Raw genomic sequence first — 12358 nt, 5'->3', positions numbered from 1 at the left:
TCGCCGCCCTTCACCCGTCGGAAACGACAAGGCAACAATCGCAGGACCGTGCACTCGTTCATCTACGCGCGTAGGGAATGACCGGCTAGGCTCATGACGTGAACGCATCTGTTACGTCGGCGACCGCCGATGGCCCCGCCGACCCCCACGCCGCCGCGGACCTCGCCGCCGCCCGGCTGCGCGAGCTGTCCGGCGCCGAGAGCCACGACATCCTCCTCGTGATGGGCTCGGGCTGGGCCCCCGCCGTGAGGGCGCTCGGCGCCCCCGAGGCCGAGTTCCCCATGGCCGACCTGCCGGGCTTCCCGCCGCCCGTCGTCGAGGGCCAGGGCGGCACCGTCCGCTCGTACCGCATCGACGGCAGCGGCAAGCGGGCGCTGGTCTTCCTCGGCCGCACGCACTACTACGAGGGCCACGGCGTGGCCACCGTGGCGCACGGCGTGCGCACGGCGGTCGCGGCCGGCTGCAAGACGGTCGTCCTGACCAACGGCTGCGGCGGACTGCGCGAGGGCATGCGCCCCGGCCAGCCGGTGCTGATCAGCGACCACCTCAACCTGACGGGCGTCTCCCCCGTCGTCGGCGCCCGCTTCGTGGACCTGACGGACCTGTACTCGCCGCGGCTGCGCGCGCTGTGCAAGGAGATCGACCCGGCGCTCGAAGAGGGCGTGTACGCGATGTTCCCCGGCCCGCACTACGAGACCCCCGCCGAGATCGCCATGGTCCGGGTGCTCGGCGCCGACCTCGTCGGCATGTCCACCGTCCTCGAAGCCATCGCGGCGCGTGAGGCGGGCGCCGAGGTGCTGGGCATCTCGCTGGTGACCAACCTCGCCGCGGGCATGAGCGGCCAGCCGCTCAACCACGAAGAGGTCATCAGGGCGGGGCGGGACTCCGCCCAGCAGATGGGCGCGCTGCTCGCCCGGGTGCTCGACCGCGTCTGACCGCGCGCGGCCGGGGCACGCGCCCCGTACGGCACGCCCCGAGGGGGACCGCCGCCGCCCCCCGTACGGCACGACCCGCCACCCACCCCACCCGCCGGGAAGGACCCACCGTGACCCAGGACCCCGTGACCGCACCCGCCGAGGCGTGGCTCGCCGAGGACCCGGACCCCGACACCCGCGCCGAGCTGCGCGCCCTGCTCGACGCGGGCGACCGGGAGGCGCTCGCCGAGCGCTTCTCCGGGCTGCTCCAGTTCGGCACGGCCGGGCTGCGCGGCGAACTGGGCGCGGGTCCGATGCGGATGAACCGCGCCGTGGTGATCCGGGCCGCCGCGGGCCTCGCCGCGTACCTCGGGGAGCAGGGCGAGGGCGGGGGGCTCGTGGTCGTCGGCCACGACGCCCGGTACAAGTCGGCCGAGTTCGCGCGGGACACCGCCGCGGTGATGGCGGGCGCGGGGCTGCGGGCCGCGCTGCTGCCGCGCGCACTGCCGACGCCGGTGCTCGCCTTCGCGGTGCAGCACCTCGGCGCGGTGGCGGGCGTGCAGGTGACGGCGAGCCACAACCCGCCCAGGGACAACGGCTACAAGGTGTACCTCGGCGGCGGCTCGCAGATCGTGCCGCCCGCTGACGCCGCGATCGCCGCGCGCATCGAGGCGGTGGCCGCGCTCGCCGGCGTCCCCCGCCCCGAGGACGGCTGGGAGGTCCTCGACGACTCGGTGCTCGACGCGTACCTGGAGCGCACCGGCGCCGTCCTGACACCCGGCTCGCCGCGCACGGCCCGGGTGGTGCACACGGCGCTGCACGGGGTGGGCACGGAGACGGTGCTCGCCGCGTTCGAGAGGGCGGGCTTCCCCGCGCCCGTCGTCGTGCCGGAACAGGCCGGGCCCGACCCGGCGTTCCCGACCGTCGCCTTCCCCAACCCGGAGGAGCCCGGCGCGATGGACCTGGCCTTCGCCACGGCCCGCGCGGCCGGGCCTGACGTGGTCGTCGCCAACGACCCCGACGCGGACCGCTGCGCGGTGGCCGTCCCCGATCCGGCGGCGGACGGCGGCTGGCGGATGCTGCGCGGCGACGAGGTGGGCGCGCTGCTCGCCGCGCACCTGATCCGCTCGGGCGCCAGGGGCACGTTCGCCGAGTCGATCGTCTCGTCGTCGCTGCTCGGCCGGATCGCGGCGGCGGCGGGGCTGCCGCACGAGGAGACGCTGACCGGCTTCAAGTGGATCGCCCGCGTACCCGGCCTGCGGTACGGGTACGAGGAGGCGCTCGGCTACTGCGTCGACCCGGACGGCGTGCGCGACAAGGACGGCATCACGGCGGCGCTGCTCGTGGCCGAGCTGGTCTCCGTCCTGGCGGCCGAGGGCAGGACGCTCACCGACCTGCTGGACGAACTGGCGCTCGCGCACGGCCTGCACGCCACGGACCAGCTGTCGGCCCGCGTCGCCGACCTGTCCCTGATCGCCGACGCGATGCGCCGGCTGCGCGAGCACCCGCCGACACACCTCGCCGGCCTCACCGTCGCGCGCGCCGAGGACCTGGCGGACGGCCCGAACGGCCTGCCGCCCACCGACGGCCTGCGCTACACCCTGACCGGCGCGCACGACGCCCGCGTCATCGTCCGCCCCAGCGGCACCGAACCCAAGATCAAGTGCTACCTGGAGGCCGTGATCCCGGTCCCCTCCCCCGAGGCCCTGCCCGCGGCCAGGACGGCGGCCGCGGAGCTGCTCGCCGCCCTGAAGCACGACCTCGCCAAGGCAGCGGGCCTCTGAGGGCCCGAGACCCCGCGGGGCCGGTCCCGCGGAGCCCTCATGCGCGAGGGGATGCGAAGTGCGGACAGTCTGGTCGAGGGTGGACGGGCACACGTACCCAGGACCCGGACCAGAGCTGTCGCTCCCGGCCCGGGAAGACCGATAGTCGGTGCACGTTCCGGGCACGGCCCCCCGGGCGCGCGCCCGGGGGCTCCGCAGTGCCGGCCTCAGCCCAGTACGAGCAGGATGATCAGCAGGATCGCGCCGACCGCCGAGGGCGCGATGATCTCGTAGGACCAGCGGACCGCCGGGGCGCCCTTGGCGGCTTCCGCGCCGTTCTCCTCGGCGCGGTCCGCGAGTTCGCGCATCTCGACCAGTGCCTGGTCGGCCTGGGCGAGCTTCGGCTCGGTGTCGGAGGAGGCGAAGGTCAGCGCGGACTGGCGCGAGCCCGAGGACGCGGTCGCCGAGCGTTCGAGGCGGCTCAGCCTTCGGTCGGTACGCTTGCGCTGGCGCAGGCTGACCGGGATCGCCCACATCTGGTACTTGGCGCCGTCCCGCGTGAACAGTTCCGTGCTGAAGCGCGCCTTCATGTGCTTCATCGCGCCCCACGGCACGGAGATCGTGCGGAACGGGTTCCTGATCCGCACGCCGTTCGGGCCCGCGAAGACCGCGGGCCGCACCGTGAAGGCCACCAGCAGGGGCACCACGAACAGCAGCGCGGCGAGCGACAGCCAGGGCACCCGTCCGCCGCCCGTGGCCACGGCGTCGATGCCGAGCCAGAGCACCAGGGCGAGCACCAGGGCACCGCCGGCGATGCCGCCGCCCGAGCGGTACACGCGGTCGGCGTACGCGGGCGCGTCCGCCGCCTGCGCCGGTGCGGCTGAGTCGGCCCCGCCGGCCTCGGGCTGGTGCTGTTCGGAACGTGCCATACCCCTGATTCTGCCGCACGCGGGAGCGAAGGGGCGAAGGGAGTTCGGGGTCGGTTCTGCATCGGTTCCGGCGCGGCCCCGGCCGGCCGAGCCCGGCACGCCCCGGTCCCGTACGCCCGCCGCCGCACCGCACGCGCGGGCCCGCTCAGCCGCCCGCGCGCACGCCCGCATGCCCTGTACATACCGCTACGCGCGTAGATATGCTGCGCTTGTGACCATGTCCACCAGCACCCCACCCCCGCTCGCCGACGTCGCCGCGTCGGACACCACGCTGCGGCGCTTCCTGCACGGGCTGCCCGGCGTCGACCCGGTCGGCCTCGAAGCGCGCGCCGCCGCGCTCGGCACGCGGTCCGTCAAGACCACCGCCAAGGCGTACGCGATCGACCTCGCGATCTCGATGATCGACCTGACCACCCTGGAGGGCGCGGACACCCCGGGCAAGGTCCGCTCGCTCGCCGCGAAGGCGCTGCGCCCCGACCCGACCGACCGGAGCACGCCCGCCACGGCCGCCGTCTGCGTCTATCCGGACCTGGCGGCGACCGCGCGCGCCGCGCTCGGCGACTCCCCCGTCAAGGTGGCGTCCGTCGCGACGGCGTTCCCCGCGGGCCGCGCCGCGCTCGACGTGAAGCTCGCCGACGTGCGCTCCGCGCTGGACGCGGGCGCGGACGAGGTCGACATGGTCATCGACCGCGGCGCGTTCCTCGCCGGGCGCTACCTCGCGGTGTTCGAGGAGATCCGCGCCGTCAGGGAGACGTGCGGCGACCGGGCGAGGCTGAAGGTCATCTTCGAGACCGGCGAGCTGTCCACGTACGACAACATCCGCCGCGCCTCCTGGCTCGGCATGCTCGCGGGCGCCGACTTCATCAAGACGTCCACCGGCAAGGTCGGCACGAACGCGACACCGGCGAACACCCTGCTGATGCTGGAGGCCGTGCGCGACTTCCGCGCGCAGACCGGCACGCAGATCGGCGTGAAGCCGGCCGGCGGCATCCGCACCACCAAGGACGCGATCAAGTACCTCGTGCTGGTCGGCGAGACGGCGGGGCCCGACTGGCTGGACAGCCACTGGTTCCGCTTCGGCGCCTCGTCCCTCCTGGGCGACCTGCTGATGCAGCGCCAGAAGCTGCGCACCGGGCGCTACTCCGGTCCCGACTACGTGACGGTGGACTGATCACCATGGCATCGCAGAAACCCACCGCCCCCGCGGCCGCGGGCGGCTCGCCGTTCGCGTACGCACCGGCGCCCGAGTCGCGCGCCGTGGTCGACATCGCGCCCTCCTACGGCCTGTTCGTCGACGGCGCGTTCGACGCGGCCGCCGACGGCCGGGTCCTCAAGACGCTCGCGCCCGCCACCGAGGAGGTGCTCTCGGAGGTCGCGCACGCGGGCCCTGACGACGTGGAGCGCGCCGTGCGCGCCGCGCGCCGCGCCTTCGAGAAGTGGTCCGCGCTGCCCGGCGCCGCGCGCGCGAAGTACCTCTTCAGGATCGCCCGCATCCTCCAGGAGCGCTCGCGCGAACTGGCCGTGCTGGAGACCCTCGACAACGGCAAGCCCATCAAGGAGACCCGCGACTTCGACGTCCCGCAGGCCGCCGCGCACTTCTTCTACCACGCGGGCTGGGCCGACAAGCTGGCGCACGCGGGGCTCGGCCCCGACCCGCGCCCGCTGGGCGTGGCCGCGCAGGTCGTCCCGTGGAACTTCCCGCTGCTGATGCTGGCGTGGAAGATCGCCCCGGCGCTCGCCACCGGCAACACGGTGGTGCTCAAGCCCGCCGAGACGACGCCGCTGTCCGCGCTGTTCTTCGCGGACGTGTGCCGGCAGGCGGGGCTGCCGAGGGGCGTGGTCAACATCCTGACGGGCGACGGCTCGACGGGCGCCGCGCTGGTCGCCCACCCGGACGTGGACAAGGTCGCCTTCACCGGCTCCACGGAGGTCGGCAAGGCGATCGCCCGCGAGGTGGCGGGTACCGGCAAGAAGGTCACGCTCGAACTCGGCGGCAAGGGCGCCAACATCGTCTTCGACGACGCGCCCGTCGACCAGGCGGTCGAGGGCATCGTCACCGGCATCTTCTTCAACCAGGGCCAGGTGTGCTGCGCGGGCTCGCGGCTGCTGGTACAGGAGTCCGTCGCGGACGAGGTGGTGGAGTCGCTGAAGCGGCGCCTCGGCACGCTGCGCCTCGGCGACCCGCTGGACAAGAACACCGACATCGGCGCGATCAACTCGGCGCAGCAGCTGGCGAAGATCCGCGAGCTGACGGGGATCGGCGAGGCGGAGGGCGCGGAGCGCTGGTCGCCCCCGTGCGAACTGCCCACCTCCGGCTACTGGTTCCCGCCGACGCTGTTCACCGGCGTGGCGCAGGCGCACACGGTGGCGCAGGACGAGATCTTCGGCCCTGTGCTCTCCGTGCTGACCTTCCGCACCCCTGACGAGGCCGTCGCGAAGGCCAACAACACCCCGTACGGCCTGTCGGCGGGCGTGTGGACGGAGAAGGGCTCGCGGATGCTCGCCGTCGCGGACCGGCTGCGCGCGGGCGTCGTCTGGGCCAACACGTTCAACAAGTTCGACCCGACGTCGCCGTTCGGCGGCTACAAGGAGTCGGGTTACGGCCGTGAGGGCGGCCGCCACGGCCTGGAGGCGTACCTCGATGTCTGACAGCGGCGGCCAGGGCCGTCTCACGGTCCTGAAGACCTACAAGCTGTACGTGGGCGGCAAGTTCCCGCGGAGTGAGAGCGGCCGGGTGTACGAAGTGACGGATGCGAAGAGCCGGTGGCTCGCCAACGCCCCGCTCTCCTCCCGCAAGGACGCGCGCGACGCGGTCGTCGCCGCGCGCAAGGCGGTCGGCGGATGGTCGGGCGCCACGGCGTACAACCGCGGGCAGGTGCTCTACCGGGTCGCGGAGATGCTGGAGGGCCGCGCCGAGCAGTTCGCGCGCGAGGTCGCGGACGCGGAGGGCCTGTCGCGGGCGAAGGCGGCGGCGGCCGTGGAGGCGGCGGTCGACCGCTGGGTCTGGTACGCGGGCTGGACCGACAAGATCGCCCAGGTGCGGGGTGGCGCGAACCCGGTGGCCGGGCCGTACTTCAACCACTCGGTGCCCGAGCCCACGGGCGTGGTCGCGGTGCTCGCGCCGCGCGCCTCGTCGCTGCTCGGCCTGGTGTCGGTGGTGGCGCCGGTGATCGCGACGGGCAACACGGCGGTGGTGGTGGCGAGCGAGGACCGGCCGCTGCCCGCGCTCTCGCTCGCCGAGGTGCTCGCGACCTCGGACGTGCCGGGCGGCGTGGTGAACATGCTGTCGGGGCGTACGGCGGAGATCGCGGCGCCGCTCGCCGCCCACCAGGACGTCAACGGCATCGACCTGACGGGCGCCGACGCGGCGCTCGCGAAGGACCTGGAGGTCGCCGCCGCCGACAACCTCAAGCGGGTGCTGCGTCCGGCGCGCGGCGCCGAGGACTGGGCCGCAGAACCGGGGACGCGCCGGATGGCGGCGTTCCTTGAGACCAAGACGGTCTGGCACCCGACGGGCGCGCTGGGCGTCGCGGGCTCGTCGTACTGAGGCCGTATCGGGCCGCTACGGGGCGCACCGGCCACGGCGGCCGGTGCGCCGGTCGGCGCCGTCCGGCCGGTGCGCCGGTCGCCCGGTGCGCCCGGCCTGCTGGGCGGCTCAGCCGCCCAGCAGGCTCGTGACCTGCCCGGTCACCGGGAGGGTGGCGAGCGCGCCGCCGTGGGTGACCGGGTCGGTGAGCGCGGTGGTGGAGAGCGGCTTGAAGTCCGCGACCTGGGTGCCGACGCCGTTGTCCAGCGGGTCGACGCCGGTGCCTGCGAGCGGGTCGATCTGGAGGTTGGTGACGGGCTTCGTGACGCCCTCGGTGACCGCGGTGCCGAGGCCGCCCGTCAGGGCCTGCGCCGTGGCCTGCGCGCCCTGCTGGACGCCCGCGTCCTGGGCGTCCGCCGCCTGGGCCGCCGCGCCGCCGAGCCCGAGCGCGGCGCCCGCTGCGGTGACGGTCAGGCCCGCGCGCAGCAGCGTGCGGCGGGAGGAGGAGGGGGCTGCGTGACGTGCCATGGGGTTCCGTTCCACTGCGGGGTCTGTGTTGCGGTGTCTCTGTGCGTGGTGCTTCCGGTGCGTACAGTAATTGCCCGGACGGGTGGGCCACCACCTCTTCCGCCGGTACGGACCCGGGCCGTCCCCGGGGGTCCCCTGCCCGGGTGCATGCCTCACACTGGTGTTCTGTGACGCATCCCCACCGCCGCCCGACGCCCGTCCTCCTGCTCGCGGGGCCCTCAGGGTCGGGCAAGTCGTCCCTTGCGGCCCGTACCGGCCTGCCGGTGCTGCGGCTCGACGACTTCTACAAGGAGGGCGACGACCCGACGCTGCCGCTGGTGCCGGGCAGCGCCGACATCGACTGGGACGCGCCCGGCTCGTGGGACGCCGACGCGGCGGTGGCCGCCGTGTGCGAGCTGTACGCGACGGGCCGCACGGCCGTGCCGGTGTACGACATCGCGACTAGCTCCCGCACGGGCACCGGTGAACTCTCCCTCGGCGAGGCGCCGTTGTTCGTCGCGGAGGGCATCTTCGCGGCGCAGATCATCGTGCGCTGCCGCGAGCGGGGCGTGCTGGCCGACGCGTTGTGCCTGCGCGGCCGGCCCTCGACGACGTTCAGGCGGCGCCTGCTGCGGGACCTGCGGGAGGGCCGCAAGTCGGTGCTTTTCCTGCTGCGCAGGGGGTGGCGGCTGATGCGCGCCGAGCGGGGCATCGTGGCGGGGCAGGTCGCGCTCGGCGCGTACGCGTGCGCGAGGCCGGAGGCGCTGGCCCGGGTGGACGCGGCTCTCGCCGCCGCCTCGGCGCCGCCCGCCCCGCGCCGGGCCCCGGCCCCCGGTGCTGCGGACCGCACGGCGCGGTAGGCGGCGCCCTGGGTGGGCGCGGCCAGGTCAGCTGTCCCGCGGTCAGGTCAGCGTCTTGCCGAACCCCGCGGCGAGCGGCATCCGCAGGCCGAGCGGCGGCGGCGCCGCGAGGGCGTCCTCCACCGGGCGCGCGTAGGGCCGGGAGAGCAGCGCGCCAAGTGCGAAGTCCTTGCCAAGGGCGATGACTTCGCGGGAGTGGTGGCGCAGCGCGTGGCCGTCGGAGTGGACCTCGAAGCGGCAGGTGTCGCGGTTGGCCTTCTTGGCACGTTCGGCCAGCCGGAACGACAACTCGGGGTCGGTGCGCCGGTCGTTGGTGCCGTGCACGATCAGGACCTGCCGCCCGACCAGCTGCCGCACCGGCTCCTCGGGCGCCGCGATGTCGTCCTCGGGCAGCCAGGGGGCCACCGCCAGCGCGGAGTTGACGGCCGCGTGGCCGGCCGCCCGCAGCGCGGCCCGGCCGCCCATGCCGAAGCCCGCGAGGCACACCGGCACGTCCCCGTACCGCCGTACCACCTCGGAGGCGGCCCAGGCCGCGTCGGCGCCGAGCGCGGCGTCCCGGCCGTTCCAGCCGCCGTAGCGGTAGCGCACCACGTGGACCTGCACACCCTCGCGGGCGCCCGCCCTGGCGAGGGACCTGGCGAAGGGCGCGACGGCGGCCCTGGCGAGCGGCGAGGGGCGGCGCGTCGAGGCCTGCGCGCCATCGGGGAGTACCAGGACGACGCCGCCCGTGGGGACGCCCGCGGGGGGCGGGGCGACGGGCCGCCCCAGCCTGGGCAGTGGGCCGGTCCCTTCGCGTTCTGGTTGCTGCGGGCGCTCCGTTGCACCCTGGCCTGCCTGATGTCCCATGGCAGAACACTGTCAGAAGCGCGCGTCGACTCCCCCCTTCCGCGCGGTCACTGTTACGTATCGACACCTGCGCGCGGACGCCCGCTCTACGCGCGTAGGCGTTAGATTGGACGGATGACGAGCCCATCCGGTCAGAGCCCTCCACTGCCCAGCGCGGACCAGATCCGCCGCGCCCCCAAAGTGCTGCTGCACGACCACCTGGACGGCGGGCTGCGGCCCGGCACGGTGGTGGATCTCGCGCGGGACGCGGGCTACGCGGGCCTGCCCGAGCAGGACGCCGACCGGCTCGGCACCTGGTTCCGCGAGGCGGCCGACTCCGGGTCGCTCGAACGCTATCTGGAGACGTTCGCGCACACCTGTGCCGTCATGCAGTCACGCGACGCGCTGTTCCGGGTGGCCGCCGAGTGCGCGGAGGACCTGGCGGAGGACGGCGTCGTCTACGCCGAGGTGCGGTACGCGCCGGAGCAGCACCTGGAGGGCGGCCTGACCCTGGACGAGGTGGTCGAGGCGGTCGACGAGGGCTTCAGGGAGGGCGAGCGGCGCGCCCGGGCGAACGGCCACCGCATCAGGGTCGGCGCCCTGCTGACCGCGATGCGGCACGCGGCGCGCGCCCTGGAGATCGCCGAACTGGCCAACTCCCACCGGGACTCGGGCGTCGTCGGCTTCGACATCGCGGGTGCGGAGGCGGGCTTCCCGCCCACCCGGCACCTGGACGCCTTCGAGTACCTCAAGCGCGAGAACAACCACTTCACGATCCACGCGGGCGAGGCGTTCGGCCTGCCGTCGATCTGGCAGGCGCTCCAGTGGTGCGGCGCTGACCGCCTCGGCCACGGCGTGCGCATCATCGACGACATCGAGGTCGCCGACGACGGCACGGTGAGGCTGGGGCGGCTCGCCGCCTATGTGCGCGACAAGCGCGTCCCGCTCGAACTGTGCCCGAGCTCCAACCTCCAGACGGGCGCCGCCGCCTCGTACGCGGAGCACCCGATCGGCCTGCTGCGCAGGCTGCACTTCCGCGCCACCGTCAACACGGACAACCGCCTCATGTCGGGCACGAGCATGAGCCGCGAATTCGGCGCGCTGGTGGAGACCTTTGGCTACGGCCTCGACGACATGCAGTGGTTCACGGTCAATGCGATGAAATCAGCATTCATTCCTTTCGATGAACGACTGGCCATGATCAATGACGTCATCAAGCCCGGATACGCCGAACTGAAATCCGAATGGCTGTTCCGACAGACAGCCGTGACCAGCTAGTTCTCCACCGAGTACGTCCATCACACCTTTCCGTCCATCCGCTGGGACACGCATAAGGAAAGCCACGGGATATTTGCGGGCGGCGAGCCGCGCTGGCTAGGTTGCAGAGCCGCTCGTTTTTCCACACCCCCAAGGACGAAATCTCAGATGAACAGGTCAGCCGCCAAGACCCTCGGCGCCGCCGTGCTCGGTGCCGCCTTCGCCGCCACCGCGGCCGGCACCGCCTCCGCCGCCGTCGGCCCCCTCCCCGACACCGGCAAGGCACTCGACACCGTCAACAAGCTGCCGGTGGACCAGGTCGTCAAGGAGCTGCCGAACGCGGGCAACGACACGCTGACCGCGACCCGCTCCGCCTCGACCGCCGTGAACGAGGCCGCTCCCCCGGTCCTCCAGGCCGTCAAGGCGGCCAACCCGGTCGGCTCGTTGCTCGGCGGCCTGCCGGTCAACGGCCTCCAGAACGGCCTCCCGGTCAACGGCCTCGGCGGCTGATCTCGGCGACACCCGGCGGCCGGCCCGGCCGCCGCGCCCGTGCCGGCCGGCCCCGGACGGCACGACGGGGCGCACCCCGGTAACCCCGGGGTGCGCCCCGCGCCACGTTTCACGGACCCGGCCGGCCCCCGGACCCGCGCGCGCCACCCGCCGGCCGCCGGACCCGCGCGAGCCACCCGCCGGCCCCCGGACCCGCGCGAGCCACCTGTCGTGCTCAGGCCACGCGGCTCACCGGGCGGCTGCGGCCCCCCGGGCTACCAGGCGGCCCGTGCGGACTTCTCTCCGGGCAGCAGCACCCACAGCGCCAGGTAGACCAGGAACTGCGGGCCGGGCAGCAGGCAGGAGACCAGGAAGATCACGCGCATCGTCGTCGCGGAGGTGCCGAAGCGCCGTGCCAGCGCTGCGCACACTCCACCGATCATGCGTCCGTCGCGCGGGCGGACGAGTGCACCGGCCATGGTGGGGCTCCTTCACGAGAGCGTCGGGGGAACCGCCGTGCCGGTCGGTTCCCGATGACTCCATGCTCGCCGGGTACCCGCTTTCCGCGCGTCGCCCTACGGAGCGAGCCCGACCCTGGGAATCGTCGGGGTGGGCCCCTCGGGGGCGTCCCCCTCAGGGACCGCGTCCGGGTCGTACACGTCGGCCCTCGGGTCGAGCACGCCGTACGCGTATCCGTTGACCTGGCCGGCGCCGAGGGCGCCGGGGTCCGGCCGCGGCCCCGCGGGCGACCGCGGCCCGGACTCCGCGCCCCGCGCCGCGGCGGACGCCCGCAGGGCCCGCCGGAGCCTGGCCCGCCCGAGCGGTACGACGAGGGCGTGCGCGAGCGCCACGCCGAGCGTGTTGAGGATCAGCGAGTCGATGTCGAGCACCCGGCCCGGCACGCCGGTCTGCAGGAGCTCGATGGCGAGCGAGACCAGCAGGCCCGCGCCGGCCGTCCTGACGAGCGAGGCCCACGGGGAGACCCAGAGCCGGCCGCTGACCACGGGCAGCAGCACCCCGGCGGGCGCGAGCAGCGCGAGGCCCTCGGCGACGCTGCGCACGCCGTGCGCGGCACCGGCCGCGAAGTCGGCCCTGATCCCGGCGAGCGGGCGCAGGTTGGCCGCGGTCACCCAGGGCGCGTCGACGGGTCTCAGCGTCAGCCACCCCACGATCAGCAGATGCATGAGGAGGAGGAGGGCTCCCGCCGTTCGCAGGCGGATGGCGGCGTTGCCGCCCGTACCGTGACGCACGATCCCCTAGACGTCCGGGCGTGCGCGCCCGGTTCCCC

General features: G+C 74.4%; 13 protein-coding genes. 8 read left to right on the top strand and 5 right to left on the bottom strand.

Annotated elements, in window-relative coordinates; all coding sequences use genetic code 11:
• Positions 1-98 precede the first annotated feature (98 nt).
• Together ABEA77_RS15255 and ABEA77_RS15250 are read left to right on the top strand one after the other, a co-directional pair.
• Positions 99-935 carry a purine-nucleoside phosphorylase gene (locus ABEA77_RS15255; protein ID WP_345646800.1) on the top strand — a complete coding sequence of 279 codons (837 nt, stop codon included), beginning with the start codon at positions 99-101 and terminating at the stop codon, positions 933-935.
• 110 nt (positions 936-1045) lie between these two features.
• A complete protein-coding gene (locus ABEA77_RS15250) occupies positions 1046-2698 on the top strand; it encodes a phospho-sugar mutase (protein ID WP_345646797.1) in 1653 nt (550 codons plus the stop codon).
• Positions 2699-2904: 206 nt separating this feature from the next.
• On the opposite strand, the gene ABEA77_RS15245 is transcribed toward ABEA77_RS15250, so the two are convergent.
• On the bottom strand, positions 2905-3606 hold the full coding sequence (locus tag ABEA77_RS15245) for a PH domain-containing protein (protein ID WP_345646795.1): 702 nt from the start codon (positions 3604-3606) through the stop codon (positions 2905-2907).
• 217 nt (positions 3607-3823) lie between these two features.
• Here ABEA77_RS15245 and deoC point away from each other — a divergent pair, with 217 nt between their 5' ends.
• Genes deoC through ABEA77_RS15230 form a run of 3 tightly spaced genes read left to right on the top strand, consistent with a single transcriptional unit; the run spans position 3824 to position 7153 of the window.
• Entirely contained in the window at positions 3824-4777 is a 954-nt protein-coding gene (gene deoC / locus ABEA77_RS15240; protein WP_345646793.1) for a deoxyribose-phosphate aldolase, read from the top strand.
• Positions 4778-4782: 5 nt separating this feature from the next.
• Positions 4783-6255 carry an aldehyde dehydrogenase family protein gene (locus tag ABEA77_RS15235; RefSeq protein ID WP_345646790.1) on the top strand — a complete coding sequence of 491 codons (1473 nt, stop codon included), beginning with the start codon at positions 4783-4785 and terminating at the stop codon, positions 6253-6255.
• The gene (locus ABEA77_RS15230; protein WP_345646788.1) at positions 6248-7153 is read left to right on the top strand and encodes an aldehyde dehydrogenase family protein; all 906 of its coding nucleotides are present in this window, start codon (positions 6248-6250) and stop codon (positions 7151-7153) included. The genes ABEA77_RS15235 and ABEA77_RS15230 overlap by 8 nt, the downstream gene beginning before the upstream one ends.
• A gap of 108 nt (positions 7154-7261) precedes the next feature.
• Here the strand turns inward: ABEA77_RS15230 and ABEA77_RS15225 are convergent, their stop codons facing one another.
• Positions 7262-7660 (bottom strand): hypothetical protein, encoded by a 399-nt coding sequence (locus tag ABEA77_RS15225; RefSeq protein ID WP_345646786.1) that lies wholly within the window; start codon positions 7658-7660, stop codon positions 7262-7264.
• A gap of 167 nt (positions 7661-7827) precedes the next feature.
• On the opposite strand from ABEA77_RS15225, the gene ABEA77_RS15220 reads away from it, so the two are divergent.
• Positions 7828-8499 (top strand): ATP-binding protein, encoded by a 672-nt coding sequence (locus tag ABEA77_RS15220; RefSeq protein WP_345646783.1) that lies wholly within the window; start codon positions 7828-7830, stop codon positions 8497-8499.
• Between the two features lie 42 nt (positions 8500-8541).
• On the opposite strand, the gene ABEA77_RS15215 is transcribed toward ABEA77_RS15220, so the two are convergent.
• On the bottom strand, positions 8542-9345 hold the full coding sequence (locus ABEA77_RS15215; protein WP_345646780.1) for an alpha/beta hydrolase: 804 nt from the start codon (positions 9343-9345) through the stop codon (positions 8542-8544).
• A gap of 114 nt (positions 9346-9459) precedes the next feature.
• Here ABEA77_RS15215 and ABEA77_RS15210 point away from each other — a divergent pair, with 114 nt between their 5' ends.
• Positions 9460-10602, top strand: coding sequence for an adenosine deaminase (locus tag ABEA77_RS15210; protein WP_345646777.1), 1143 nt, complete (start codon positions 9460-9462; stop codon positions 10600-10602).
• A gap of 147 nt (positions 10603-10749) precedes the next feature.
• Positions 10750-11091, top strand: coding sequence for an ATP-binding protein (locus ABEA77_RS15205; RefSeq protein WP_345646774.1), 342 nt, complete (start codon positions 10750-10752; stop codon positions 11089-11091).
• Between the two features lie 254 nt (positions 11092-11345).
• Here ABEA77_RS15205 and ABEA77_RS15200 read toward each other — a convergent pair whose 3' ends face one another.
• The gene (locus ABEA77_RS15200; protein ID WP_345646771.1) at positions 11346-11549 is read right to left on the bottom strand and encodes a PspC domain-containing protein; all 204 of its coding nucleotides are present in this window, start codon (positions 11547-11549) and stop codon (positions 11346-11348) included.
• A 96-nt stretch (positions 11550-11645) separates the two neighbouring features.
• Positions 11646-12254 carry a VanZ family protein gene (locus ABEA77_RS15195; protein ID WP_345646769.1) on the bottom strand — a complete coding sequence of 203 codons (609 nt, stop codon included), beginning with the start codon at positions 12252-12254 and terminating at the stop codon, positions 11646-11648.
• Positions 12255-12358 lie beyond the last annotated feature (104 nt).

The sequence above is a fragment of the Streptomyces tremellae genome (assembly GCF_039540215.1).
In the GTDB taxonomy this organism is placed as follows: Bacteria; Actinomycetota; Actinomycetes; order Streptomycetales; family Streptomycetaceae; genus Streptomyces; species Streptomyces tremellae.
The sequence above is the reverse complement of the archived record's forward strand: the minus strand, read 5'-3'. Positions and strand labels throughout refer to the sequence as shown.